Here is a 25,634-nt window from a genome sequence, read left to right on the forward strand (position 1 = left end):
GCGTCCGGGTCAGCGAGGCGTCACGGGCGTCCGGTGCCGGCCGCGCAGCGGGCACCGGCCGGACCAGGACACGAGGATCACCTCGTACCGGGATCGGGGAGCGACGACAGCGGTGCGTGCGCGCACGGCCGGGCTCCCCTCTGTGTCGGTCGACAGGCGCCGCCGTACGGTCGTCGCGGCGCTCGGTACGGCATGACGGTACGAGAGCGGCGCGGCCGGGGCACGTGATTTTCCGGGCGGGTCGTGGATCACCTGGATCCGGCCGCCTCCGGCTGTCCCGGACTACCGCTGGGGGATGGCGAGTTCGCGGCCGCGGTAGAACCCTTCCCGCTCCTCGACGACGAAGGGGGCCATGGCCGCGCGCCGTTGCGCCTCGTGCTCGGAGGACCTCCAGGCGTCGCATGCCTCCCGGGAGTCCCAGAACGACACACCGGTGATCTCCTGTCCGTCCTCGGACCAGTAGGCGTAGGCACGGCGAAGGCCCTGCGGGGAGGGTGTGGGCCGCCACGCCTGTTCGAAGTCCTCCAGGGTGTCCGGCCGGATGCGGCGGGTGGTCACCCAGATGTAGTGCTCTTCCATCGCGGCCTCCTGCGCAACGCCGGCTCGGTCGGCTCGCCGGGCTCTCTCCGCCCACCGTAGGCGCGGGCCGCCGCCTCCGCCTGCGTGGCGGGCCCGGCCTCGTCCAACCGTGTCATGGGCCCTGTGCGACCAGGGGGTTCGCTGCCCGGCAGGGGCGTTCCCCGGCCGCGGCCGACGGTGGACCATGGAGGAAGGACCCGTGCGGTGGCTGGGCACGAGTCGTCGGCGGTGAGGACGATGAGGGGTTCGATCCGGCTCGGGAGTGTGCGAGGAGTGGTGCTGCGGGCCCACTGGAGCGTGCCGTTGATCATGCTGTTCTTCGCGTACGGTCTGGCTGCCCGCACCCTGCCCCGGTACGCCCCGGGCCTGGCACCCGTGGTGTACGCGGTGGCCGGAGTCGCCGGAGCCGTGCTGTTGCTGGCGAGCCTGGTGGTGCACGAGGCGGCGCATGCTCTGACGGCTCGCCGGGCGGGGATCGGTGTGCGGGACGTGACGCTGTGGGCGCTCGGGGGATTCACCCGGATGGACCAGCCGACGACCGCGCGGGCGGCCTTCGTGGTCGCGGTCAGCGGGCCGCTCGCCAGCCTGCTTCTCGGCGGGATCGGGCTCGGCGCGGGGGCCGCGGTTCAGGCGGCGCCGGACGCGCGGATCGTTGTCGCCGTACTGGGCTGGCTCGGTGGCACGAACCTGGTGCTGGGCGTGTTCAATCTCCTGCCTGCCGCGCCGCTGGACGGCGGCCGGCTGCTGCAGGCCGCGCTGTGGTGGCGTACCGGGGATCGCGAGCGGGCCCAGCGGGCGGCCGGGCGCAGCGGTCAGGCCGTCGGCATGGTGCTGGCCGTCCTGGGCTGGCTCGCGTTCGCCCGGGGCCTGTCGGGTGGCTTGTGGCTGGTCCTCGTCGGAGTCTTCGTCGCGGGCGTCGCCGCGGCCGAGCGCCGGTGGGCCGAGCTGGTCACGGCCCTGCGGGGCCTGCGGGTCGGGCAGACGATGACCGCGCCGGTGGTCACCGGTCCGGACTGGCTGACCATCGACCGCTTCCTCGCCGAGGTGGCGGCCCCGGCACGGCACTCGGCGCTGCCGCTGCTGGACTTCGAGGGCCGGCTCAGTGGCGTCGTACAGCTGAGCCGGCTGGCCGCCGTGCCGTCCGGGCAGCGTGCGTCGCTGCGGGCACGAGACGTGGCGACCCCGCTGTCCCGGTGCGCGCTCGCCGCACCCGACGAGCTGCTGACCTCCGTCCTGGAACGGCTCGGCACCGAGGGCCGCCTGCTGCCCATCCTGGTCATGGACGACAGCCGGCTGCTCGGGATCATCACCGCGCACGACATCGACCGGTCCCGCCGCACCACCGGGCATGCACCGGAGGAACAGGCGCCCCCGTAGAGCGGCACGGAGGCATTCATTCCGGGAAGCGAGGGGGACGGTGAGAGCGCGGCGGCCGTCACGACGGCGTGGTCGTCGCTCCCCCCGACGTCCTCCGGGCCGGCCCGCGCCGCCCTGTGTCTTGGTCAGCTGAGCCGGATGCCCTCGACCGCGGTGTCGAAGACCGGCCGGTACTGCTTTGAGCCGGCTGCCGGCCGGCCGTCAGTCGCAGGGGCGGAGGCTGGCTTCTTCGAGGTCGAGTTCGTGCTGGATCCGGCGCCGGGTGGCGTTGCTGATCTTGTTCGCTTCGTAGAGGCGGTGGAGCTCGGCCGCCTCAATGGCGATGAGCGTCCGGCGAATCTCGCGGTAGGCGTCGGCAGGGCGGGCGTCCGGGTCGCTGTAGTGCGCGTCTTCGACCTGGTGGATGCGCGCTTCCAGATGACGACGGGCCTGTTTCAGGGCGACCTCGGCGGCCGTACCCAGCTCGGCGAGCTGATCCAGATCGCCCAGCAGTTTGAGCTCATCGAGAGCGGCGTGGGCAATGTGCCGGCGGGTCCGGGCCTCCTCTCGGGCGGTGTGCTCCGGTTCCAGGGCGATGCCGGAGCGGCGGACGACGGGGACCAGCGTGAAGCCCTGGAAGACGAGAGTGAGCGCGACGGTCCCGGTGGTGAGCGTGAGAATGAGCGCCCGGTGCGGCAGTGGCGCCCCTGTGTGGGTGACCAGGGGGATGGAGAGCGCGGCTGCCAGCGGCATGACACCCCGGGTGCCCGCCCAGGACAGGACAGCCGGAATCCGCCAGGAGAGGCGGTTGTCGCCCTCCCTGTGCCGGTGGTGGATCAGGGCGGACAGCGGGAAGATCCACAGCAGGCGGATCGCCAGCAGAGTGAAGGCGATCACCGGCACCCACAGCGGCCAGCCGTGCTCATCGCGCGCGAGATGACGGACGGTCGAGGGGAGCTCAAGTCCGATCAGGGCGAAGACGACGCTCTCCAGCAGGAAGGTCACGGTTTCGTAGACGGCGTGGACCTGCAGGCGGACGGGGGCGTCGCCGAGCTTGTGACCGGTGCTGCCGAGGACGACTCCGGACACGATGACGGCCGTCACGCCGGAGGTGTGCGACTGCTCCGCGATGACGTACGAGGCATAGGGAGTGACCAACGCGATGACGGTCTCCAGCATGGGGTCGTCGGTCCGTCTGCGGATCAGGGTCACCACTGCGGCGAGCGCCGCCCCGATGAGGGCCCCTCCGCCTGCGAGGATCAGGAACTGCAGGGCGGTCCCGGACGCACTGATGACGCTGCCGGACACCACGGTGGCCACGGCGACCTTGTACAGGACCAGCGAGGTGGCATCGTTGAACAGGCTTTCCGCCTGCACCATGGCCTGTACGCGCGGTGGGAGCGACAGGCGCCGGCCGAGCGCGGTCACGGCTACGGGGTCGGTGCTGGCCAGGACGGAGCCGAGGATGAACGCGGTCGCGGCGGTGAGCGGCGTGATCGCCTGGGCCACGTACCCGACGGCGAGGGCCGAGGCGAGGACCAGGCCGAAGACCAGGCCTGTCACGGGCCGCCATACAGCACGCAGGTCGCGGACGGAGATTTCCCCGGCCGATGCGTAGAGCAGCGGTGGCAGCACCAGCACGTTGATCACATGAGGCGGCAGCCGGACCTCGGGAACCCAGGGCATCAGCCCCACGACCAGACCCACGACCACGAGGAGCGAGGGGGCGGGCAGGCTCCAGCGCCGGGCACCGGTCGCCACAGCGGTGGCCAGGACCACCAACAGCAGGACGACGATCACGCCGGTCATGGAGCGTCCTCGGTGGGTTACGGCTTGTGCCCCCTCTGGCCAGGTGCTTTACCAACGTAACCGACGTACGGCGGTGACGCAGCCGACGGGGAGCAGCGACCGACCGGTGTTCCGGCCCCTCGTCCGAACTCGGAGCTCAGCGCGGCGCCGGAGCGTTGGACGCCGCGGGCGGTGTTCGAGTCGACGCCGGTCGGACAACAGGGCGTGCGTCCACTGGAACTGCTGGGCACCACGACTGATCCACGGCCGACACTGCCCCACACCCGCTGGTGCTGACGCGGGCACCCTGCCCCGGCACGAGCGGAGGCACTTCACGACGGGCGCCAGTTCGCCCTTCGGGATGTCGATGACCTTGAGACGCCCGCCGCGGCTCTCATCGGTCCTGAAGCAGAGTACGGAGCCCTCTTCCAGGGGCTTGCCGTCGGGCTCGGCGGCGTGGCTGATCACGGCCCACGCGACCGCCGCCCCGACGAGCAAGACGCGCGGCCTCCGGCGTGAGCCGGGGGCTGAGGGCGGCCGAGCCGGCCGGCCCCGTTGCACCGGGCCAGGTGCACGTTGACGTGGGTCACGGTCCGGTCGCGGCCCGCCTGGTACACACCGCCGTGGTCCGAGGCGCAGGCCCACAGATGGATCGCGCCGGTTCTGACTTCTGGCTTCTGGCTCGTCGATGCGGTCAGCCGTAGTGGTTGACGGTCTGGTCGCGTGCGGACCGGTACACCTGGGCCTGGCCCTCCGCGCGTGCCTCGAGGTGCACGTTTCCGGCCCCAGGCGTCAGTCGCCATCAGCGTCACGACAGTAGGAACGCGGTGGCGGAGCCCGGGAGTCGTATCCAGCTCCCGGGCCCCTGGGGATGCCACCCAATTGCGCACGCCGGCGGCGTTTAAGAGGACGGATCAGTCATCATGCCGTCGTGTTCTTCCTTTGAACTACCGCAGCACGAAAGAGCTGCAGGCGAGAGTCGAACTCGCATCCGACGGCGTTCGTCCGGCCTCGGTCGATCCGGCGATCGGCGGCGATGCTGAGACTGGAGCGAGAGTCTGAGATTGACCGCGGCTGCCTCTGCCGTGTTGGGCTACCCCGGCCCGTTGGTGGTGCTGTGCCGGGGGAAGGACTCGAACCTTCACTGTCACCGCGTGTTTCAGGCTGAACTTCAGTGTCAGCTTGCGCTCCTCACGCGAACCGGTCCTCAATCCGGCACGCGCCTGTCGCGCACCCCCGCGCTCACACGCGGGGGCGATCGTGGATGCTACCCGTGCACGGCGTCAGCCGAACAGGTAGCCGAACACCGCGTCGCCGACCCGCTGGTCGGTGACCTCGGCGCCGTTGGCCTCCTCACGGGCGAACTTCACCGCCTGCTGGAGCTTCTCGACCCGCTCCACCAGTTCGTTCACCCGCCGCGCCGGAAGCGCTCCGGAGAACTTCACGGTCGTCCAGTACCCGATGGGCACGTCCTCGTAGTACACCTCGACCTGCGCCGGGTGCTTGTCGGTCGCCTCCGCCTTGACGTGGTTGCGGGGGACCTTCTTCGTACGGATCGTGCGAACCGGGTCCGTCTTCCACCAGTCCGTCGACGGGTCGTGGGACCAGGATTCGGCGGCGTCGAGGGTGGGGAGCTTCCTGACGAACGTGTGCAGGTCGGTGAGCTGCTTCTCCAGGAAGAGGAGGTAGCTGACCGGGACGTCGGCGACGATCGTGCGGCCGTCGACCGTGACGTCGGCGCGGGCCGTGCAGTTCGCCCAGTCCTTGGTGGCGGTCACGTCGAAGAGCCGGGTGAGCGACGCGGACATCTCCCGCAGTACGTCCTCGGCCTGTACCTGCACCCGCGTGGACTCGGGCGGCAGCTGCTCGCCCTCCTCGTCCTTCGGCTGGTACGTACGCGAGATACCGGCCAGCAGAGCCGGCTTCTGCACCTTGTGGTGCGCCGCGGTGATGTCCTGGAGCGACTTGCTCTTGACACCCTTCTCGACAGCGATGATCTGGTTCAATCGCGCCACTTCTGATCCCCCTTCGAACAGGCAGGAACGTACCTCAGCGACTCGCACGCACGCACTCCGTTTATCGCCCCGCCTCTCGTGTCCGCGAGGCACGGCTGGTGACCGCCACGGCCCGCCGCTGCCGGGAGCAGCGCCGGCTGCCGGTCCTGCTGTCCACAGCGGCCACCGGCCTGTACGGCAGGCAGGGCGAGGGTCACGAGAGCGCGCGGATCACCCCGCTGACGCCATAGGGCGGCTGGTCCGTCAGATCCGCTCGGGCACCGACTCCCGCCCTCTTCTGTCGGCTCTGCCCTGGTCAGGCCCTGGTTTTGGGTCTCTGACCGGCGAGTGCCCCCGGCAGGATTCGAACCTGCGCACACGGCTCCGGATAGCTTGCGTATGACAGGGTTAGATGTGCGCCTGACCTGCAACTTCTGAGGCGCGAAGCAGGTCAGGGCTCGGGTCTCACTCGCCGCTCACTCGCATCGTGACCTTGCTGGGCGCCGGCGAGTGCGACGGCACCTATGCATCGGGCGGTTGCACCCCCGCCGTGTAGCCGCCAACAGCATCGATCCCCAGTCCGCGGTTCACTAATCCCCGGTCGATACTGGCCTTCCGGGTGTCCTGCAGCATGCGGAGAGCTGCGTGGAAGTCGGAGATGGGCTTATCAACTCCGAGATCGTGCCTGAGGACCTGGCGGTGTACCCATGCCGCCTCCGAGAGGCCGTCGTAGAGCCACTGTTGAAGCTCAGCAGCCTTGGCTGCGTCGTAGTTCTTCTGGAGTTGAGCCAGGACCCGATAGGCACTGTTGAAGCTTCTGTTGATTTCGGATGTGATGATCATGGGGTGTTCAGGGAGGACCATCTGCGCGCGGGCGTACTCGATCTGGTAAGCGCGCCGGGGCTCGTCCAGGACGTCCAGTGTGGGGCCCGGCGAGGCTGCTTGGTCCAACAAGTCCTGCACATAGAGTTCGATCGCTGCGCGGAAGGCACGCACGGCTTGGTTAAGATCGGCGTACAGCGCTCGCTTTTCAGCGAGCTCGGCCCGCTGGTCTTCGTGTGCTCGTTCCTCAGCCCGCTCCTGGCGCTGGAGATCAAACTCCTGCTTCTTCGCGCGGGCTGCGGAACGTTGCGTCGTAATGGGTGCTGCCAGCGTTCCTATGATGCCGATGACGGCGACGAAGGCTGCAGTAAGGTTCCCTGACAAGGTCTCTCCCGAAGCGGACGAGGAACCGACGAACAGTGCGGCTACAAGCACACTGCTTCAGGGCGGTTGTGTCGAGATTCTTTGCAGGTTGCAGCACGCAGCAGCCGCACATGTGCGGTCCGAGATGCCCGATGATCCCGCGCGGCAGCCGACTTGGACACACCGAATAGCGGGCCGAGCTGACGCAGCGTCATGTTCGTCCGCCAATACGCGGTGACCAACAAGACCCGATCGTGTAGAGACAGGACGGCTCCGACGCCGTGATCAGACCAGGCACGACAAGATCATGTCGCCAAGAGCAGTCGCTACGGGACAGCCCATAGTTCGGAGAATGGACGTACGGCACTTCGGCACGGTGCTGAACCGGCTGCTGGACCTCGGGGTGCACGGCCGTACCGTCAATGTGGCCTCGGGGATCTCCTGCTCGGCCGAGGAGATCGTCACCGCGGTCGAGGCGGCCCTGGGCAGGCGGGCGCACCGGGTCCCTCACGAGGTGCCGCCCGAGTCCCTGCGGATCTCTACCAGCCGGATGCGGGCCTGCGTCCCCGAGGCCGCGCACTTCGGCTTCGGCCCGGCCTACCTGGACGGCCTCATCTCGCGCTACGCGCCAGCCACGGTGTGAGGTTGGCGTCCACGATCAGTTCCTTGTAGGTCTCGTCCCCCGGGAGCGGCACGATGAGCCACTGGCCGGGCGGGAACAGCCGGCCCTTGGTCCGGGCGAGCCCGCCGTAGACGGATCGCAGGAACCCGGGCACGGAGTCCCGCGGCACATCGTGGAACTCCACCCCGTCGACGATGATCCGCGCGTCGTCCTCGGGAAAGAGCCGGACGCTGACGGAGGGCGACCCGGCCAGTTCCACGAACGCCTCGTGCGGCAGCGAGCCGTCGGGGTCGAACACGGTGAACAGCTCTGCCGAGGTGCGGCGCGAGGTCTGGTCGGCACCGATGTCGTCGGTGACGGTCATGCTCAGCCCGAACTCCACCGCGAGGTCACGAATCGCCACGACAGCGGACTCAGTGGTCGGCAAATGCGCGCTCTCCATGCACCGATCATGCCCGACGAGCCCCACAGAGGTCTAGACAACACTCCTCACCTCTCCTGACGGGCCACGACTTGAGGGTGGCGACGGCCTGCTCGACGAGGGGCCGGATCTTCGCGTGGGACCGGTCGACCGCCTGTTGCCCCATCGACAGGTTCTGCCAGCGGCCCCAGTAAGGCGGCATGAGCAAGGGCGAGCGCAACCGCAGTCCCCGCTCGACCCGCAACACTTCCGACAGATCACTGAGAGTCTTGGAGATGTTGCAGAGCGCATCCAGATCGCCGCCATCGAGAAGAAAGGTCCGCTCCAGGAGGCTCTGGGCATCACTGTCAGCTACGAATACGCAACGAGGACCGCGACCGTAAGGTCGAGGCCCTCGTCACCGTATCGTCAATCGTTGTGTCCGAGGGGGGACTTGAACCCCCACGCCCGATAAAGGGCACTAGCACCTCAAGCTAGCGCGTCTGCCATTCCGCCACCCGGACTAGGTGTCTGCCGCCTCGCGGGGGTGTTCCCCGCGGCGACATGGACAACAATACCAAGGTTTCGGAGTGCGTTTCACCTGCGTATCCCCCCTGTGCGTGGCAGTCCGGGCCCACGGATCGGCGACGGTGTACAGAATGCAAGATCTTGCCTACAGGTGGTGAAGATCAGGGCGTGAGGACGTGCCCCTCTACGATCTGCTCACCGAACGCCGGAGGGGGAACACCGCATGGACATCACGTCGTTGCACACGCCGTTCAACACGACGGCCGAGGAGCCCGGGCGCCGGGTCACCACCCTGGAACTCTTCTTCGACCTGGTCTTCGTCTTCACACTCACCCAGCTCACCGTGCTGCTCGCGCACGACCTGTCCTTCGCCACGGCCGGCCGGGTGGCACTGATCCTCGTCGTGCTGTTCTGGATGTACGGCGCCTACGCCTACCTCACCAACCAGGTGCCTCCCGACCGCCCCTCCCGGCGCCTGCTGCTGATGCTCGGCATGGCCGCGTTCCTGGTCTGCGCGCTGGCCATCCCCCGGGTCTTCGAGGACACCGGCGTGGTCTTCGGGCTCGGTTTCCTGCTGGTGGTGGCCGTCCACACGGGCCTGTACACCCGCGGCCACGGCTGGGACTCCATCTGGTACGGCGTCCCCAACGCGCTCGCGGCCCTGTCGGTGACCGCCGCCGGGCTGGTCGACGGGCTCGCGGCGGACGGCCTGTGGCTGCTCGCGATCGCCCTGCAGTTCGTGACGCCGCTGGTGGCCGAGCACGGGCCGGGCCGCAGGGACGGGCGCAGTGCGGCGACGCTGCGGGTGCAGCTGGGCGCACTCGACCCGGCCCATTTCGTGGAGCGGCACGGGCTGCTGCTGATCATCGCCTTCGGCGAGTCCGTGATCTCCATCGGGGTCGGCATCGGCGATCTGCCGCTCACGCCGGAGCTGCTCTGCGGCGCGTTCCTCGCGCTGGCCCTGTCGGTCGCGCTGTGGTGGACGTACTTCGTGCGGGACGAGGAGGCGGCCGAGGTCACGTTCCGGGCGACACCGCCGCCGGCCCGCTGGCGGCTGGCGATGAACGCGTACTACTACGCCTTCCTGCCGATGCTGCTCGGCATCGCGTTCCTCGCGGCCGGCATCAAGAAGACCCTCGGCCATCTGACCGGACACCCGCAGCCGGGGCCCGCGTTGGCACTTGCGGGCGGGGTCGCGCTGTTCCTCGCGGGCGACGTGGCCTTCCGTACGGCTCTGCGGCTGCGGCCAGTGCGCCACCGCGCGGCCGGTGCCCTCCTCGCCCTGGCCACCGCCGCGGCCGGCGTCCGCATGCCGGTCTACGGCGAACTCCTCCTGCTGGTCGCCGTGCTGGCGGGGATGCTGGCGGTGGAAGCCCGGTCCTGCGTCACGGCGACACCGGACCCCGCGGCGGCCAGGACGTGACAGCGGCGGGTCAGGACTCGTTACGGTGGCGGTACGAGCGCCGGGTGCGCTCGGTGTGCTCGCGCATCAGCCGGCCGGCCCGCTCCGCGTCCCCCTCCTTGATCGCGAAGGCCAGGTCCGAGTGTTCGCTCCAGGAGGTGCCGCCGCGCAGCCGGGCCACAGGGGTGTAGTACCAGCGGACCCGCCGGTCGACCTGGGCGGCCAGCTCGGCGAGCACCGCGTTGCCGGCCAGCTCCATGACCTTGGCGTGAAAGGCCGCGTTGAGCGCCACGGCACGGGCCACGTCGTCGGCGGCGACCGCCGTCCGGCCTTCCTCCACGATGGCGAAGAGGGCCTCGACCCCCTCCTCGCCGGCGTTGAGGGCCGCCAGCCGGGCCGCCTCCGCCTCCAGCAGGGTGCGGACCGTGAGCAGCTGGTCGGCCTCCCCCTCGGTCGGCTCGTGCACGAACGCGCCCTGCGCGGGCCGCAGATCGACCCAGCCCTCGGTGTTGAGCCGCTGCAGCGCCTCGCGCACCGGCTGCCGGGAGACGCCGAGGTGCCCGGCGAGTTCGCTCTCGACCAGATGCTGACCGGGGTGCAGGGCGCGGGTGGTGATGAGTTCCAGCAGCGCCTCGTAGACGCGCTCGCGCAGCGGTCCGGGACGTTCCAGCTTCGGCACCGGCATCTGCGGCAGTCCGGTCGACAACATCGCGGTCCCCCTCCTGAGCAGCGCCGGCGCGTGAACCCTGGACGCTCGGTATCGATGAGCTCGGTGTCGTGTCCTTCGTCCACAGTCCGCGGTGTACGAAATCCACGCTGCCGGTATACAACATCCCGGCAGGGGCACCGACTTCACCCGCTCAGGGGCAGCGTACGACCTGCCCGGCGTACGACAGATTGCCGCCGAAGCCGAACAGCAGCACCGGGTCGCCGGTGCTGAGCGCTCCCTGCTCGATCAGCTTGGAGAAGGCGAGCGGGACACTGGCCGCCGAGGTATTGCCGGATTCGGTGACATCGCGGGCGACCACCGCGTTGACGGCACCGAGCTTCTCCGCCAGCGGTTCGATGATGCGCAGGTTCGCCTGGTGCAGGACGACGCCCGCGAGGTCCGCCGGGACCACGCCGGCCTTCTCGCAGGCCCGCCGGGCGATGGCCGGCAGCTGGGTGGTGGCCCAGCGGTAGACGCTCTGTCCCTCCTGCGCGAACCGCGGTGGCGTGCCCTCGATCCGTACCGCGTGCCCCATCTCCGGCACCGACCCCCACAGCACCGGCCCGATCCCCGGCTGCTGTCCCGGCGCGCAGGCCTCGACCACGGCGGCCCCGGCGCCGTCGCCGACGAGGACACAGGTGCTGCGGTCGCTCCAGTCGGTGACGTCGGACATCTTGTCGGCGCCGATGACCAGCGCGCGGCCGGCCGCGCCGGCCCGGACGGTGTGGTCCGCCGTGGCCAGCGCGTGGGTGAACCCGGCGCACACCACGTTCACGTCCATCGCAGCCGGCTGCGGGATGCCGAGCCTGGCCGCGACCCGGGCGGCGGTGTTCGGGGAACGGTCGATCGCCGTGGAGGTGGCGACCAGGACCAGGTCGATGTCGCCGGGGGTGAGACCGGCGGCGGCGAGGGCCTTGGCCGCGGCGTGCGCGGCCAGCTCGTCGACCGGCTCGTCGGGACCGGCGATGTGCCGGGTCCTGATGCCGACCCGGCTGCGGATCCACTCGTCACTCGTGTCGACCAGGCCCGCCAGGTCCTCGTTGGTGAGCACCCGGGCGGGCTGGTAGTGACCGATGGCGGCGATGCGCGAGCCGTTCATGGCGGAGGTCCCTCGTTTCCGTCGTGGCGGATTCACCAGTCTGAACAGTGACTCGCGAGTACGGCGGCAGGTGAAGCCACAGGAATCGGGCGCCCGCGTTGTCGGCTTCGCGCAGGCCCTCGGACGCCCGAGTATTCATCCCGTGAACAGCTGGGTCGCCTTGTGTACGAGTTCGCAGACCCCGTAGGCGAGGGGTGCTCCGACCCACAGCCAGGCGAGGGTGATCAGGCCCCGCCGGCTAGGCGGGCTGCTGTCGCTGGGCATCTGCGGCCTCCCTCGGGGCGGGGACGTGATGGCGGGTGTGGACGGGACGGACGAGTTCGTTGGCGACGAAGCCGACGACGAGGAGGCCGATCATGATGCCGAACGACAGCCCGTACAGCGACGAGCCGTGCTTGCCCGCGCCCTTCTGCCGGTCGGCGATCCAGTTGACGATCAGCGGCCCGAGCACGCCTGCCGTGGACCAGGCGGTGAGCAGCCGGCCGTGGATGGCGCCGACCTGGTAGGTGCCGAACAGGTCCTTCAAGTAGGCGGGGACGGTCGCGAAGCCGCCGCCGTAGAAGGAGAGGATCACCAGCGCGCACAGGACGAACAGCGGCTTGGACGCGTCGCCGAACAGGGCGATGAGCAGGTACATCAGCGCACCGACGCCCAGGTAGAGACGGTAGATGTTCTTGCGGCCGATCAGGTCGGAGGCGGACGACCAGCCGATGCGGCCGGCCATGTTGGCGGCGGACAGCAGGGCGACGAACCCCGCGGCCGCGGACGCCGACACCGGGGTGGAGCCGCCGGCGAAGAAGTCCGTGATCATCGGTGCGGCTTTCTCCAGGATGCCGATGCCGGCGGTCACGTTCATGCAGAGCACGATCCACAGGCACCAGAACTGCGGGGTGCGCACCGCGCTGCGTGCGGAGACCTGCACTCCCTCGAAGGCGCTCGGCCCACTCGCTGTGCCGGCACGGCCCTCGGTGCGCGGCACGCGGACCAGCAGGACGCCCAGGGTCATGAAGACGGCGTACGACAGCCCGTGCACCAGGAAGGCGAGGGCGATGCCGTCGTTGTCACCGCCGAAGGACGCGAGCATCTGCGCGGACCACGGCGAGGCGATCAGCGCGCCGCCGCCGAAACCCATGATGGCGATGCCGGTGGCCGTGCCCGGCCGGTCCGGGAACCACTTGATCAGGGTGGACACGGGCGAGATGTATCCGATGCCGAGGCCGATCCCGCCGACGAAGCCGTAGCCGAGGACGATCAGCCAGTACTGCTTGGTCTCGGCGCCGAGCGCGGAGAGCAGGAAGCCGGAGGAGAAGCACACGAGGGCGACGGTCATCGCCCAGCGCGGGCCGTTGCGCTCGACGAGCGTGCCGCCGAACGCGGCCGACAGCCCGAGCATCACGATCGCCAGCTGGAAGGGCAGTGCGCTCCGGGTGCCGTCGAGGTGCAGGGCGGATTCGAGCGGCGGCTTGAACACGCTCCAGGCGTAGGCCTGGCCGATGGACAGGTGGACGGAGAGGGCGGCGGGCGGGACGAGCCGGCGGCTCCAGCCCTCAGGCGCGACAGGGGGGCTGCTCATGAGGCCGGACGGTACGGCGGGGCACGGGAGTTGAGAAGGCGCGGCGTCGACCGTATGCGGTGAACGGTAGGCGGAATGCGGTCAACGGTCGACACGCGAACCCTTGCCGCGACCGGCTCCGTACTGTGGTGCCGGGTGCGTGACGGAGGCCGAGGGCGCGCGGACGCCGGCGCCTGCCTGGGCACGCACCGCGCAGCCCGGGGCGGGAGCCCCCAGAATGAGATCGTGAGGGTCACCTTGCCGCAGGCAACCCGGTGACCCACGGCAATCCCTGCAGCAAGGGCCGTTTCGGCCACCAGCACATACAGAACCGGGGCTGATCAGGACATGGGACGAGTCACGGAACGACGCAAGGTCCTCCGCATCCGGGACGGGGCGGTCTCCACCCGGCCGGACACGCTCGTCGCCGAGGAACCCCTGGAGATCCGGCTGAACGGCAAGCCGCTCGCGATCACCATGCGCACACCGGGCGACGACTTCGCGCTGGCGGCGGGGTTCCTGGTGAGCGAAGGTGTGCTGGCGACCGCATACGATCTGCAGAACATCGTCTACTGTGCGGGGGCGACCGCAGACGGCTCCAATACCTACAACGTCGTCGACGTGAAAACCGCGCCGGGCGTCGCCCTGCCGGACTTCACGCTGGAGCGGAACGTCTACACGTCGTCCTCGTGCGGCCTGTGCGGCAAGGCCAGTCTGGACGCCGTCCGTACGACCGCGCGCTTCCCGATCGCCGACACTCCCCCGGTGCGGGTCACCCCGGAGCTGCTGTCGAGTCTTCCGGAGCGGCTGCGGGCGGCCCAGCGGGTGTTCGACCGGACCGGAGGCCTGCACGCGGCGGCCCTGTTCAACGAGGACGGGGAGCTGCTGGACATACGCGAGGACGTGGGCCGCCACAACGCGGTGGACAAGCTGGTCGGGCGGGCGCTGCAGAACGGCGACCTGCCGCTGTCCCGGACGATCCTGCTCGTCTCCGGGCGGGCCTCGTTCGAGCTGGCGCAGAAGGCGGTGATGGCGGGCATCCCCGTGCTGGCGGCGGTGTCGGCGCCGTCGTCGCTGGCGGTGGACCTGGCCGCCGAGACGGGGCTGACCCTGGTGGGTTTCCTGCGGGGCAGCTCGATGAACGTGTACGCGGGCGAGGACCGCATCACGCTGCGGGAGGCGGCCGCCCAGGGCTGAGACAGCTCCCCACGGCACGGCGGCGGGCCCCGGCCGACGGGGAGGCCCCTGCGTCGCCGGGCCCCGCCTCAGCCGGGGGACTGCGTCGCTGCGACGAACGGGACGTATGCGGCCCGCAGGGCGCGGCGCCGCGTACCGTCGGCCAGGGGCAGTCTCCTTGCCCTGCCCAGGAGTTGATGTCCGGATTCGGTCGACCTCGGGTCGATCCGGCCGGGCGCCAGGGACGGGGGCGGGATGCCGGCCTGGGCGGTCAGGCGGGCCCGAGGCGTACGGCGGCGGCGGTCACGACCGTGCCGAGCCGGGGGAAGTCGAGCCGGACGGACGCCTCGTGCTCGGCGGCGGTGAAGGCGGCCATGGCGTCCTCGGCGAAGAGGAGGTCGTAGCCGAGGTCGGCGGCGGCACGGGCGGTGGACTCGACGCTGAGGTTGGTGGCGATGCCGCCGAACACCAGCGTGGTCACGCCGCGTTCGCGCAGCCGCTCGTCCAGGCCGGTGCCCTGGAAGGCGCCGATGGTCCGCTTGACCACCTCCAGGTCGCCGTGCGCCGCGAGGCCGGGGACCAGGGCGCTGCCGGGCGGCTGTTCGGCCACCGAGGGGCGTTCGACCCGGACGAGGACGACGGGCGCTCCGGCGGCACGGAAGGTACGCGCCAACTCCTCGGCGGTGGCCAGCACTTCGGTGCCTTTGCGGGGTTCCAGGGGCAGCGCGACGATGCGTTCCATCAGGTCGACGAGGATCAGGGCGGTGCGCTGCGGATCGAGCATATGAGCTGCGGTCATGACGGAACGTTAGCCGCCGTCAGCCGTCCGTGCCGGAAATCCGGATCAACAGGCCCATGAACTGCTCGCGTTCGGCGTCCGAGAGCGGGGCGAGCAACTCGTCGTTGGCCGCGCGGGCTGCCTTCTCGCAGCGGGCGAGGAGGCGGGCTCCGTCGTCGGTGAGGGACACGGCGTTCTTGCGCCGGTCCCTGGGGTCGGGGGCGCGGACGACGTGGCCGGCGGACTGCAGGTCGTTGAGCACGCCGACCAGGTCCTTGGGGTCCAGGCCCACGCTGCGGCCGAGGTCTGCCTGGGCGACGGGCTGAAGGTCCCGGACGGCGGAGAGGACCACGTGGTGCCACATCTTCTGGCCCTCGGCCGCGAGGGCGTCGGCGACCAGGGCGCGCCCCCGGCCGGCGGCGCGGCCGAGGAGCCAGCTGGGCAGGGAGCGGATCGCGGGCAGGGGTGCTTCGGCCATACGAGCAGCGTATCCCGAGAATCGTTGGACGCACCAACGAACCTCCGCTATCGTTGGGACTCCCAACGAGTTCATGGGTGTTCCCGACGGTCAATGCGCCGGAATTCCGGCCCTGGAGGTGTGTGCGATGCGTCGCATCCGATACGAGTCCACCGGCGGCCCGCTGTTCGTCGAAGAGGCGCCCGTCCCCGAACCCGGCCCCGGCGAGCTGCTGGTGCGTTGCGCGGCCGTCGGCGTCACCCTGCCCGTGGTGCGCAAGGTCACCGAGGCCGCCGAGCCGATCGCGCTCGGCGGGGAGATCGCCGGCGAGGTGGTGGCGGCCGGCGAGGGGGTGACCCGATACCGGCCGGGCGACCGGGTGACCGGGCTGTGCTTCGGACACGGATACGCCGACTTCGCCCTGCTGCACGAGGCCATGGCCTCCCCGATACCGGACGGCGCAGATGCCGTGGACGCGATCGCGCTGGTCCGCAGCGGTCTGGTGGCGTTCGGGGCGCTGGAGGCGGCGCGCCCGGTGCCGGGCGAGGCAGTGCTCGTCACGGCGGCGGCGAGCGGGGTCGGACACCTCGCGGTGCAGCTGGCGCGGGCGCGGGGTGCGGGGCGGGTGGTGGGGGCCGTGTCCGACCCCTGCAAGGCGGATTTCGTCCGCTCACTCGGCGCGGACGACTGTATCCAGTACGGCGACGACAGCTGGGGGGATCCCGTCGACTGTGTACTGGATGCCGTCGGCGGTGACCTGCTCGGCCCAGCCCTCGCCGCCCTGGCCCCGCACGGCCGCCTCGTCGCCTACAGCTCCGGCGGCGGCACCCTCCGGGCGTACGACCTGCTGGTGGGTGCCAAGTCGGTGATCGGATTCCAGATGGCCCTGATCGCCCGTGGCCGGCCGGAGCTGTACGAGCAGTGGCGCAAGGAGCTGTGGCGGTTGTTCGCCGAGGGCGCCCTGAAGCCCGCCGTGCACGCCGAGTTCGCGCTGGAGGACGCGGCGAAGGCGCACGAGGTGATCGAGCGGCGGGCCAACCTCGGCAAGGTCGTGCTGCGCCCGTAGGCCGTTCGCGTGTTCCGTGCGCTGCACGCTTCTTGTGGGGCGCCCTGTCCCCAACTACCTTCGATGGGGCGCATTGGACGTCGGATGTCCGGATGTCCAGAGGTCCGGCCGACGAAAGGGCAGGTCGCACCATGCCGTCAGGTCTTCGCGCCCGTCTCAGAGCCGTACTCGCCGCCGTCACCGCGGCGGCCGCCCTCACAGCGTTCCTCCCCGGCACCACCGCGCACGCCCGACCGGCCACCGGATCCGACGTGCTCGAGCAGCAGATCCTCTTCAAGGCGTCCCAGGACCCCGGCTACGCCTGCTTCCGCATCCCGGCGATCGTGCGGACGACCGCCGGCACTCTGCTGGCGTTCGCCGAGGGCCGGGTCCTCAACTGCGGTGACGCCGCCGACATCGACATCGTGCTCAAGCGCTCCACCGACGGCGGCCGCACCTGGGGCCCGCTGCAGGTGGTCAACGAGGGCGCCGGTGACACGCACGGCAATCCGGCGCCGGTCGTGGACCGCGAAACGGGCCGGGTCTGGCTCGCGGAGACGTACAACACGGGCCGTACGGACAGCGCCAGTTGCTCGATCCCCTGCGACCGCACCCCGCATCTGCAGTACAGCGACGACGACGGCCAGAGCTGGTCCGTGCCGCGCGATCCGGGCCCGGAGATCCTGCCCGCCGACTGGAACTCCTGGTACGCGACCGGGCCGGTGCACGGCATCCAGCTGACCCGGGGCCGGTACGCGGGCCGGCTGGTCTTCGGGGTCAACACCGAGACCTGGGACGGCAGCCGGGTCACCGCCAACCACGCGGCGCTGATTGTGAGCGACGACCACGGCGGCCACTGGCGGATCGGGGCCACGGACACCTGGCCCATCGCCGACGACGGCACCTTCCGGCAGAAGCCGTCCGAGCTGGCCCTCGCCGAGCGCGGCGACGGCTCCATCCTGGTCAGCGGCCGGGAGCAGGACGGCACCGACCTGGGCCACCGCACCCAGGCCGTCAGCCGCGACGGCGGGAGCAGCTTCACCGCGCCCTTCCACGGCCTGCCCGACCTGTACGCCCCGCAGGTCCAGGGTTCCCTGCTGCGCCTGGGCGACCGGCTTCTGCTCGCCTGCCCCGCCGACCCCGACCGGCGGCGGACGATGATGATCCGCTCTTCCTACGACGGCGGCCGGACCTGGGACGGCGTGGACCGCGGCACGGTCGTCACCACGGACTGGTCCGGCTACTCGGACATGGTGCGTGCCGACGCGGACACGGTGGGCCTGCTCTACGAGGGCGGGGCGGTGGACGCGCGCGACGAGATCCGCTTCGCCCGCTTCACCGAGGACTGGCTCGCCCCGCGCCGCGGCCCCGACCCGGTCACCGCCGACCTGGCCCCGCACGCGCGCCCGGCCGCGGTGCTCGGCGGCGCGCAGGAGACGGACGGGGTCTTCGGCAAGGCGCTGGAGTTCGACGGCACCGACGACGCCGTGCGCCTGCCGTTCCGCAGCGGGCTACCCCTGGGGACCAGGGACTTCACGGCGTCCCTGTGGTTCCGCTACACGGCCACCGCCGGCGAGCAGCCGCTGCTGTGGATGGGCGGGGTGGGCACCACCCAGCCGCAGGTGTGGGTGCGCGGCGAGCCGGCGAACCACCGGATCCAGGGACTGATCACGGTGCGGGACGGGGCGATCGCGCCGCAGACTGTCTACGTTCGTACGGATACCGCATACAACGACGGCCAGTGGCATCACCTGGCACTGCGCCGGGGCGGAGGACGGCTGTCGTTGTTCGTCGACGGTGTGCAGTCGTCCGTCGCCGACATACCGGGGTCGGTCAGCCGTAACTCCCCCTTCGGTGTGCACATCGGTCAGCGCATGGACAGCCGGGCCTTCTTCACCGGCTCGATCGACGAGGTGCACGTCTGGGACCGTGCGCTCATCGATGGACAGCTGTCGGACCCGAAGGCACTGCGGTCACCGAAGGACACGGTCCTGTGGCTGCCCCTGGACCGCGTGCTCGGCTGACGCGCCCGGCGCGTCCTGGGCCTCCTGCGGGTCGCGGGCGCGCCGCTTGGCGATGACCGCGCACACCATGAGCTGCATCTGGTGGAACAGCATCAGCGGCAGCACGGCGAGGGAGGCCTGGGCGCCGAACAGGACGCTCGCCATGGGCAGCCCGGAGGCCAGGGACTTCTTCGAGCCGGCGAACTGGATGGCGATCCGGTCGTTTCGTCCGAAGCCGAGTGCCCGGGCGCCGTACCAGGTCAGCAGGAGCATCACGGTGAGCAGGACGGCCTCGACGGCGAGCAGCGCGCCCAGCCGGGCCGGGCTCACCTGGTGCCAGATGCCCCGGGTCATGCCCTCGCTGAAGGCGGTGTACACGACCAGCAGGATCGAGCCGCGGTCGACCAGGCCGAGCACCTTCTTGTGCCGGGCGACGAAACCGCCGATCCAGCGGCGCAGCACCTGCCCGGCGAGGAACGGCACCAGCAGCTGCAGCACGATCTTGATCAATGAGTCGGCGGAGAACCCGCCCCCGCTGTTGCCGAGCAGTCCGGCCGCCAGCAGCGGGGTGACGACGATGCCGATGAGCGAGGAGAAGGACCCGGCGCAGATCGCCGCCGGTACGTTTCCGCGGGCGATCGAGGTGAACGCGATGGACGACTGGATCGTGGACGGCACCAGTGTCAGAAACAGCAGCCCCTGGTAGAGGGGCTGGGTCAGCAGTACCGGCACCAGCGCCCGCGCGGCCAGCCCGAACCCCGGGAAGAGGATGAAGGTGCAGGCCAGCACGGTGACATGGAGCCGCCAGTGGCGCAGTCCGTCCAGCGCCTCCCGGGTGGAGAGCCGGGCGCCGTAGAGGAAGAAGAGGAAGGCGATCGCGGCCGTCGACGCGCCCGAGGCCACGTCGGAGGCGGTGCCGCGGGCCGGCAGGAGCGCGGCGAGGCCCACCGTCGCGAGCAGCAGGACGATGTACGGGTCGATCGGCATCCAACGCGGCCGGCGCAGGCGTTTCACAGTGCTCCGATTGCTGTACGGGGTCGGGACGGGTGTCGCTTTGTCGCTTCCAGGGGCTGCAGGTCCCCCTCCATCGTCCTCCTCCGCCCGGCGATCGGGAATCCCGCACACCACTCTGACTGTCATCATGAATGGCGATAGCCGGGTAGCCTGAGGATGTGTACGACCCGGCGCAGCTGCGCACCTTCCTCGCCGTGGCCCAGACGCTCAGCTTCACGCAGGCCGCACGCCGGCTGGGGCTGCGCCAGTCCACGGTCAGCCAGCATGTGCGCCGGCTGGAGGACGCGGCCGGGCGGCAGCTGTTCACCCGGGACACCCATTCGGTGGAGCTGACCGAGGACGGCGAGGCGATGCTGGGCTTCGCCCGGCGGATCCTGCAGGTGCACGAGCAGGCCACGGCGTTCTTCACGGGCACCCGGGTGCGGGGCCGGCTGCGGTTCGGGGCGTCGGAGGACTTCGTGCTCACCCGGCTGCCGGAGATCCTGAAGGGCTTCCGCACCGACCATCCGGAGGTCGACCTGGAGCTGACGGTGGAGCTGTCCGGCACCCTGCACGAACAGCTGGCCGCCGGGAAGCTCGACCTGGTGCTGGCCAAGCGGCGCCCGGAGGATCCCCGTGGCGCGCTGGTCTGGCGCGACGACCTGGTGTGGATCGGCGCCGAGCGGCTGCGCCTGGACGCCGAACGGCCGGTGCCGCTGATCGTGTATCCGCCGCCCGGTATCACCCGGGCCCGTGCGCTCCAGGTGCTGGAGCGCGAGGGCCGCGCGTGGCGGATCGTGTGCACCAGCGGCAGCCTCAACGGGCTGATCGCGGCGGCCCGCGCCGGGCTCGGCGTGATGGCCCACTCCCGGCACCTCATCCCGCCCGGCCTGTTCCGTCTGCCGGAGCGGTCCGGGCTGCCCGACCTGGGCAAGGTCGACTTCGTACTCGTCCACGGCCGCCGAAGGGGCGCTGCCGAGGGGGCCGCGAACGCGCTGGCGGCGGCGTTGCTGGCGGGTGGGGAACGCCTCAGCCGCCGGGGCGGCTGAAGTCCGTCGCCCTAGGTCAGCGGGGCATCGGGTAGGTGAGTTTCTTGACCTGGCGCAGGAAGGGCGTGGTCTCCACGTGCTGGACGCCGGCCAGGCCGCCGAGCGGGCCGCTGAGGTAGGCGTACAGATCGGCAGTGCTGCGGAACAGCGCGGTGACGGCGAGGTTGGACTGGCCGGCCGTCGCGGAGACCCAGGCGGTCTCCCGGTGCCCGGCCAGGGCCTCGCCGACGGAGTGCAGTGCGGCGGGCGCGGCGGTGACCCACAGCGCGGCGACGACGGGGTGGCCGAGGACCTCGGACCGGTACTCCACGTCGATGTACACCGCGCCCGAGGCGCGCAGCGCGGCCAGCCGGCGTTTGACCGAGGACTCCGAGCGGCCTGTCGCCCGCTGGAGCTCGGGGTAGGCGGCCCGGCCGTTCTGCTCCAGGACGGCCAGCAGGGGTTCGTCCTCGGGTTCGATGCGGGCCGGTCCGGGCACGGGTTCGGCGGGGCGCAGGGCGGCGATCTGGTCGTCGGTGAGTGCGGCGAACTTGCTGACCCAGCAGTCCGCACCGCCGTAGAAGCGGTGCAGGAGCTGGAGGGCGCGGATCTCGACCACGTTCGGCGTGCGCGGCAGCTTGCCGAGCAGCAGTTCGTCGTGGTCGCCGGGGGTGCGCGGCCTGGTCAGGCACAGGACCTCGGTACCGCCCGAGGCGAGCCCGATCCAGTAGGTGTCGGGGCGCCGGGCGAGGGCCTCCCCGATGGCCAGGGCGCTGTCCGGCGCACAGCGGATCCGCAGCATCCACTGGTCCTGGCCGAGCCGGGAGGCGTTGCGCATCGCGACGACCCGCAGCCCGCCCTGGGCGCACAGGCGCCGGTAGCGGCGCGCGATCGTCTGGTCGGAGACGCCGAGCACCGCGGCGATCCGGCTGAAGGAGGCCCGGCCGTCGACCGCCAGCGCGGAGAGCAGTTGCAGGTCGAGCCCGTCGACGCTGTCGGTTTCCATCTCCAGCATGCGCGCCCCTGTCGGATTCCGTCGTGAATGGACAGTGCAGCGGTCCAATCGTCCGCACCTGGGCCATCGTACGGAGCGACGGGCAATCGGTCCGCAGGAACGCGGGGAGTCAGGACATGCGTACATGGGGGACGCTCACGGCCGTGTGCCTGGGCACGTTCATGTTGTTGCTGGATGTGACGATCGTGGTAGTGGCGCTGCCGGACATGGCGGCGTCGCTGCACGCGTCGCTGGGTGATCTGCAGTGGGTGGTCGACGGGTACGCGCTCGCGCTGGCCGCGCTGCTGCTGGGCGTCGGTGCCGCCGCCGACGTCCTGGGGCGGCGCCGGGTCCATGTGGCGGGCGTGGTGGTGTTCGCGGCGGCCAGTCTGCTGTGCGGGCTGGCCTCGGGGCCGGGGACGCTGGTGGCGGCGCGGGCGCTGCAGGGGCTCGGCGCGGCGGCGATGTTCGCGACGACCCTGCCGTTGCTGGGCTCGGTCTACCGGGGGCGGCAGCGGTCGGCGGCGCTCGGCGTGTGGGGCGCGGTCAGCGGTGGGGCCGCCGCGGTCGGCCCGGTGCTCGGCGGGCTGCTCACCGAGGGGCCGGGCTGGCGGTGGATCTTCTTCGTGAACCTGCCGGTGAGCGTGCTGGAGGTGTGGCTGACCCTGCGGATGGTCCCGGAGTCGCGCGGGGCGCGCGGCAGGAGTGTCGACTGGGCGGGTACGGCGGCCTTCGCGGTGTTCGCGGGCGGTGCGACGTACGCGGTGGTGCGCGCCGGCGAGGACGGCTGGTCGGCGGCGGCGACGCTGACGGCGTTCGCGGTGGCGGCGCTGGCGCTGACGCTGTTCGTGCTGGTGGAGCGGCGGGTGGCACATCCGCTGCTGGATCTGTCGCTGCTGCGCCGGCCGGCGTTCGCCGGGGTGATGGTGGCCTCGTTCGCCTTCAACGGGGTGGCGTTCGGCGCGATCCCCTATCTGTCGCTCTGGATGCAGACCCTGCTCGGCCTCAGCCCGGTGCGGGGCGGGCTGACGCTGCTGCCGATGACCGTGGTGTCGATGCTGGTGGCGGTGCTGGTGGGGCGGTTGCTGCACGGGGTACCGGCCTGGCTGACGGTCGGCGGCGGGCTGCTGCTGATCGCCTCGGGCACGTTGTGCCAGGCGGTGCTGGACGCGGGCTCCGACTGGACGGCGCTGGTGCCGGGGTTCGTGCTGGTCGGTGCGGGCACCGGGTTCGTCGTACCGACCATGTCGGGGGCGGCGCTCGCCGCGGTGCCGGCGGAGCGGGCCGGAATGGCGGGCGGTGCGGTGAACACGGTCCGGCAGCTCGGGTACGCGCTGGGCGTGGCCGTCTTCGGCACTGTGCTCACCTCCCGGATGACCGGCGCGCTGCCGAGCGGCGCGGCGCACGCCCTGGCGGGCGGCGGCGCCGGTGCGCTGCGCGACGGCTTCCCGGAGCCCGTCCTGCGCGCCGCGTTCGCCTCGGGCCTGAACGCCGGCCTGGTGGTGGCGGGTCTGACCGGCATGGCCGCGGGGGTGCTGGTGCTGCTCCTCGTACGGAGGGGCCGGCCGACGCCGCAGCAGGCGTCCGGCGCGGTGCCGGAGCGGACGGTGCCGGCCCGCCGGTGAGCCGCCACGGGACAGGGCGAGGCCGGTGCTCCAGGACTGCCCTCGCCGGCCCCCTGGACCCTGCCCCGTATGCGGTGATCAGTACGGTGTGCGCCGTAATCGCCGCGTACAGATTCGGTGGAGATTACGGGACCGAAACTTACTGACCCGTCAGTACCATGTCCGGCCCTTCCCCATGTGCGGGCATTTTCCGGTCACCGGCGGGGAGAAAGATGAGGTTTGCTCGGTTTCCGACCCCCTCCCGCCGGATGACGGTGTGGGGTAGCTTTCACCGCGCTGTGCCGCGTGTCACGGGCGTGACCAAGCAGCGAGGATCGGGGAGCGAGGTTTGCGCGAGTTCACCAACCCGCCGCTCACGTCGGCGCCGCCGGTGGGCGGTCTGGCCGACGCGGTCTTCGAGCATGCCCGCACGGATCCCACGCACATCGCTCTCGGCCGCAAGGACGCCTCCGGGCAGTGGCGGGAGGTGACCTCCGCCGAGTTCCGAGACGAGGTCCTGGCCCTCGCCAAGGGCCTGCTGGCGCGCGGCATCCGCTTCGGCGACCGCGTCGCGATCATGTCCCGCACCCGTTACGAGTGGACTCTGTTCGACTTCGCGCTGTGGTCGATCGGTGCCCAGGTGGTGCCGGTCTATCCCACGTCCTCGGCCGAGCAGTGCTTCTGGATGCTCCACGACGCGGAGGTGTCCGCGGCGATCGTGGAGCACGAGGACCACGCGATGACCATCGCCACCGTCATCGACCGCCTCCCGCAGCTGCGCCAGCTGTGGCAGCTGGACGCGGGCTGTGTGCAGGAGCTGTACGACGCCGGGGCGCACCTGGACGACGAGCTGGTGCACCGGCACCGGCAGGCGGTCACCCCGGATTCGGTCGCCACGATCATCTACACCTCGGGCACCACCGGCCGCCCCAAGGGCTGTGTCCTCTCGCACGCCAACTTCATGTACGAGGCGGACACGATGATCCAGCGGTGGCAGCCGGTGTTCCACACCAAGAAGGACGACGAGGCCTCCACCCTGCTGTTCCTGCCGCTCGCGCATGTCTTCGGGCGGATGGTGGAGGTCGCCGCGATCCGCGGCCGGGTCCGCTTCGGGCACCAGCCGCAGCTGAACGCCGCCGCCCTGCTGCCTGATTTGCAGGCCTTCAAGCCGACTTTCATCCTCGCGGTGCCGTACATCTTCGAGAAGGTGTTCAACGCGGCCCGCCGGAAGGCGGAGAAGGAAGGCAGATCCGGGCCGTTCGAGAAGGCCGTCGACATCGCGGTGAAGTACGCGGAGGCCGTGGAGGCCAAGGCGTGGGGCACCGGGCCCGGCCCGTCGGCGGGGCTGCGCATGCAGCACCAGCTCTTCGACAAGCTCGTGTACTCCAAGGTCCGTGCGGCGATGGGCGGCCGGATCCGCAACGCGATGTCCGGCGGGTCGGCGATGGACCGCCGGCTGGGCCTGTTCTTCGCGGGCGCCGGTGTGCAGATCTACGAGGGCTACGGCCTGACCGAGTCCACGGCCGCGGCGACCGCCAACCCGCCCGAGCGCACCCGCTACGGCACCGTCGGCCAGGCCATCCCCGGCGTGACCGTGCACATCGCCGACGACGGGGAGATCTGGCTGCACGGCGGAAACGTTTTCCAGGGCTATCTCAACAACCCGAAGGCCACCGACGAGACCCTGCACGAGGGCTGGCTGGCCACCGGTGACCTCGGCTCCCTCGACGAGGACGGCTATCTGACCATCACCGGCCGCAAGAAGGAGATCCTGGTGACCTCCGGCGGCAAGAGTGTCTCCCCGGGGGTGCTGGAGGAGCGGGTCCGCGAGCACCCGCTGGTCAACCAGTGCATCGTCGTCGGCAACGACCGCCCCTACATCGCCGCCCTGGTCACCCTCGACCAGGAGGCCGTCGAGCACTGGCTGCAGATGCGCGGAAAGCCGAGGATGACCCCGGCCGAGCTGGTGCGCGACCCGGACCTGGAGACGGAGGTGCGACGGGCGGTGGTCGCCGCCAACACCCTCGTCTCCCAGGCCGAGTCGATCCGCACCTTCCGCATCCTCGCGCAGCCGTTCACCGAGGAACACGGTCTGCTCACCCCGTCGCTGAAGCTGAAGCGGAAGGCGATCGAGAAGGCGTACGACAACGAGGTCGAGGCCCTCTACCGGACCTGACGCAGGGCCGGCCCGCTCCGGATCGCCGCCGACCGGAATACGCCGCCGCTGTTCGCTGCGCCGGGACGTCATGGAGCGCCGCGGTGACGGACTGACCGGTCGGTGGAGACGGAGTGCGCGGTCAGGAATGCGTCGCGGCGCGTGATCGTTGACGATGGGAGTACCA

The 25,634-nt window shown here is 70.9% G+C and carries 23 protein-coding genes, 1 tRNA gene and 3 pseudogenes; 11 read left to right on the forward strand and 16 right to left on the reverse strand.

What is annotated here, in order from left to right:
- Positions 1-282: 282 nt before the first annotated feature.
- Positions 283-579 (reverse strand): antibiotic biosynthesis monooxygenase, encoded by a 297-nt coding sequence (locus tag ACZ41I_RS11620; protein ID WP_363218584.1) that lies wholly within the window; start codon positions 577-579, stop codon positions 283-285.
- Positions 580-816: 237 nt separating this feature from the next.
- On the opposite strand from ACZ41I_RS11620, the gene ACZ41I_RS11625 reads away from it, so the two are divergent.
- Positions 817-1,956 carry a site-2 protease family protein gene (locus ACZ41I_RS11625; protein ID WP_399765940.1) on the forward strand — a complete coding sequence of 380 codons (1,140 nt, stop codon included), beginning with the start codon at positions 817-819 and terminating at the stop codon, positions 1,954-1,956.
- A 201-nt stretch (positions 1,957-2,157) separates the two neighbouring features.
- Here the strand turns inward: ACZ41I_RS11625 and ACZ41I_RS11630 are convergent, their stop codons facing one another.
- Together ACZ41I_RS11630 and ACZ41I_RS11635 are read right to left on the reverse strand one after the other, a co-directional pair.
- Positions 2,158-3,744: a Na+/H+ antiporter gene (locus tag ACZ41I_RS11630; protein WP_468319108.1), complete on the reverse strand. Its 1,587-nt coding sequence runs from the start codon at positions 3,742-3,744 to the stop codon at positions 2,158-2,160.
- Positions 3,745-5,006: 1,262 nt separating this feature from the next.
- Positions 5,007-5,738: a DUF7873 family protein gene (locus ACZ41I_RS11635; RefSeq protein WP_363218588.1), complete on the reverse strand. Its 732-nt coding sequence runs from the start codon at positions 5,736-5,738 to the stop codon at positions 5,007-5,009.
- 98 nt (positions 5,739-5,836) lie between these two features.
- Here ACZ41I_RS11635 and ACZ41I_RS11640 point away from each other — a divergent pair, with 98 nt between their 5' ends.
- Complete coding sequence (locus ACZ41I_RS11640) at positions 5,837-5,968, forward strand: hypothetical protein (protein WP_399765945.1); 132 nt, start codon at positions 5,837-5,839, stop codon at positions 5,966-5,968.
- Positions 5,969-6,239: 271 nt separating this feature from the next.
- Here the strand turns inward: ACZ41I_RS11640 and ACZ41I_RS11645 are convergent, their stop codons facing one another.
- Positions 6,240-6,923, reverse strand: coding sequence for a hypothetical protein (locus tag ACZ41I_RS11645; protein WP_468513946.1), 684 nt, complete (start codon positions 6,921-6,923; stop codon positions 6,240-6,242).
- A 79-nt stretch (positions 6,924-7,002) separates the two neighbouring features.
- Positions 7,003-7,201: pseudogene (locus ACZ41I_RS11650) on the reverse strand (helix-turn-helix domain-containing protein); the annotation flags it as partial.
- Between the two features lie 53 nt (positions 7,202-7,254).
- Here ACZ41I_RS11650 and ACZ41I_RS11655 point away from each other — a divergent pair.
- Positions 7,255-7,545 carry a hypothetical protein gene (locus tag ACZ41I_RS11655; RefSeq protein ID WP_468513947.1) on the forward strand — a complete coding sequence of 97 codons (291 nt, stop codon included), beginning with the start codon at positions 7,255-7,257 and terminating at the stop codon, positions 7,543-7,545.
- On the opposite strand, the gene ACZ41I_RS11660 is transcribed toward ACZ41I_RS11655, so the two are convergent.
- The 3 genes and pseudogenes from ACZ41I_RS11660 to ACZ41I_RS11670 all read right to left on the reverse strand — a co-directional run bounded on the left by ACZ41I_RS11660 (position 7,514) and on the right by ACZ41I_RS11670 (position 8,448).
- Complete coding sequence (locus ACZ41I_RS11660; RefSeq protein WP_468513948.1) at positions 7,514-7,966, reverse strand: hypothetical protein; 453 nt, start codon at positions 7,964-7,966, stop codon at positions 7,514-7,516. The genes ACZ41I_RS11655 and ACZ41I_RS11660 overlap by 32 nt on opposite strands.
- 40 nt (positions 7,967-8,006) lie before the next feature.
- Positions 8,007-8,144, reverse strand: a pseudogene (locus tag ACZ41I_RS11665) (IS5/IS1182 family transposase); the annotation flags it as partial.
- Between the two features lie 219 nt (positions 8,145-8,363).
- A tRNA-Leu gene (locus ACZ41I_RS11670) sits at positions 8,364-8,448 on the reverse strand.
- A 227-nt stretch (positions 8,449-8,675) separates the two neighbouring features.
- Here ACZ41I_RS11670 and ACZ41I_RS11675 point away from each other — a divergent pair.
- Positions 8,676-9,875, forward strand: a complete 1,200-nt coding sequence (locus ACZ41I_RS11675) for a low temperature requirement protein A (protein ID WP_468513949.1) — start codon at positions 8,676-8,678, stop codon at positions 9,873-9,875.
- Positions 9,876-9,885: 10 nt separating this feature from the next.
- Here ACZ41I_RS11675 and ACZ41I_RS11680 read toward each other — a convergent pair whose 3' ends face one another.
- The 4 genes from ACZ41I_RS11680 to ACZ41I_RS11695 all read right to left on the reverse strand — a co-directional run bounded on the left by ACZ41I_RS11680 (position 9,886) and on the right by ACZ41I_RS11695 (position 13,235).
- On the reverse strand, positions 9,886-10,563 hold the full coding sequence (locus ACZ41I_RS11680) for a GntR family transcriptional regulator (RefSeq protein ID WP_468513950.1): 678 nt from the start codon (positions 10,561-10,563) through the stop codon (positions 9,886-9,888).
- Between the two features lie 151 nt (positions 10,564-10,714).
- Positions 10,715-11,662, reverse strand: a complete 948-nt coding sequence (locus ACZ41I_RS11685) for a beta-ketoacyl-ACP synthase III (protein WP_399765960.1) — start codon at positions 11,660-11,662, stop codon at positions 10,715-10,717.
- 135 nt (positions 11,663-11,797) lie between these two features.
- Positions 11,798-11,926, reverse strand: a complete 129-nt coding sequence (locus ACZ41I_RS11690) for an MFS transporter small subunit (protein ID WP_468513951.1) — start codon at positions 11,924-11,926, stop codon at positions 11,798-11,800.
- A complete protein-coding gene (locus ACZ41I_RS11695) occupies positions 11,901-13,235 on the reverse strand; it encodes an OFA family MFS transporter (protein ID WP_468513952.1) in 1,335 nt (444 codons plus the stop codon). Before ACZ41I_RS11695 ends, ACZ41I_RS11690 begins: the two co-directional genes overlap by 26 nt.
- 216 nt (positions 13,236-13,451) lie before the next feature.
- Here ACZ41I_RS11695 and ACZ41I_RS11700 point away from each other — a divergent pair.
- Together ACZ41I_RS11700 and fdhD are read left to right on the forward strand one after the other, a co-directional pair.
- Positions 13,452-13,555 (forward strand): annotated as a pseudogene (locus ACZ41I_RS11700) (2Fe-2S iron-sulfur cluster-binding protein); the annotation flags it as partial.
- Between the two features lie 7 nt (positions 13,556-13,562).
- Positions 13,563-14,411 carry a formate dehydrogenase accessory sulfurtransferase FdhD gene (gene fdhD, locus ACZ41I_RS11705; protein ID WP_363218595.1) on the forward strand — a complete coding sequence of 283 codons (849 nt, stop codon included), beginning with the start codon at positions 13,563-13,565 and terminating at the stop codon, positions 14,409-14,411.
- A gap of 250 nt (positions 14,412-14,661) precedes the next feature.
- Here fdhD and ACZ41I_RS11710 read toward each other — a convergent pair whose 3' ends face one another.
- Both ACZ41I_RS11710 and ACZ41I_RS11715 read right to left on the reverse strand, forming a co-directional pair.
- Positions 14,662-15,189: an isochorismatase family protein gene (locus tag ACZ41I_RS11710; protein WP_468513953.1), complete on the reverse strand. Its 528-nt coding sequence runs from the start codon at positions 15,187-15,189 to the stop codon at positions 14,662-14,664.
- Positions 15,190-15,208: 19 nt separating this feature from the next.
- Positions 15,209-15,646, reverse strand: a complete 438-nt coding sequence (locus ACZ41I_RS11715; protein WP_363218597.1) for a MarR family winged helix-turn-helix transcriptional regulator — start codon at positions 15,644-15,646, stop codon at positions 15,209-15,211.
- Positions 15,647-15,773: 127 nt separating this feature from the next.
- On the opposite strand from ACZ41I_RS11715, the gene ACZ41I_RS11720 reads away from it, so the two are divergent.
- Positions 15,774-16,691: a quinone oxidoreductase family protein gene (locus tag ACZ41I_RS11720; RefSeq protein WP_468513954.1), complete on the forward strand. Its 918-nt coding sequence runs from the start codon at positions 15,774-15,776 to the stop codon at positions 16,689-16,691.
- 131 nt (positions 16,692-16,822) lie between these two features.
- Positions 16,823-18,694 (forward strand): exo-alpha-sialidase, encoded by a 1,872-nt coding sequence (locus tag ACZ41I_RS11725; protein ID WP_468513955.1) that lies wholly within the window; start codon positions 16,823-16,825, stop codon positions 18,692-18,694.
- Here the strand turns inward: ACZ41I_RS11725 and ACZ41I_RS11730 are convergent.
- Positions 18,644-19,660: a bile acid:sodium symporter family protein gene (locus ACZ41I_RS11730; RefSeq protein ID WP_468513956.1), complete on the reverse strand. Its 1,017-nt coding sequence runs from the start codon at positions 19,658-19,660 to the stop codon at positions 18,644-18,646. The two genes, ACZ41I_RS11725 and ACZ41I_RS11730, sit on opposite strands and share 51 nt — an antisense overlap.
- Before the next feature lie 185 nt (positions 19,661-19,845).
- On the opposite strand from ACZ41I_RS11730, the gene ACZ41I_RS11735 reads away from it, so the two are divergent.
- Positions 19,846-20,715, forward strand: a complete 870-nt coding sequence (locus ACZ41I_RS11735; RefSeq protein WP_468513957.1) for a LysR substrate-binding domain-containing protein — start codon at positions 19,846-19,848, stop codon at positions 20,713-20,715.
- Positions 20,716-20,731: 16 nt separating this feature from the next.
- On the opposite strand, the gene ACZ41I_RS11740 is transcribed toward ACZ41I_RS11735, so the two are convergent.
- Entirely contained in the window at positions 20,732-21,709 is a 978-nt protein-coding gene (locus tag ACZ41I_RS11740; protein WP_468513958.1) for an Lrp/AsnC family transcriptional regulator, read from the reverse strand.
- Between the two features lie 116 nt (positions 21,710-21,825).
- Between ACZ41I_RS11740 and ACZ41I_RS11745 the strand changes: the two genes are divergently transcribed.
- Positions 21,826-23,313, forward strand: coding sequence for an MFS transporter (locus tag ACZ41I_RS11745; RefSeq protein WP_468513959.1), 1,488 nt, complete (start codon positions 21,826-21,828; stop codon positions 23,311-23,313).
- A 328-nt stretch (positions 23,314-23,641) separates the two neighbouring features.
- Positions 23,642-25,468 (forward strand): AMP-dependent synthetase/ligase, encoded by a 1,827-nt coding sequence (locus ACZ41I_RS11750; protein ID WP_468319124.1) that lies wholly within the window; start codon positions 23,642-23,644, stop codon positions 25,466-25,468.
- Positions 25,469-25,634 lie beyond the last annotated feature (166 nt).

The sequence above is a fragment of the Streptomyces sp. NPDC030799 genome, from assembly GCF_055572255.1.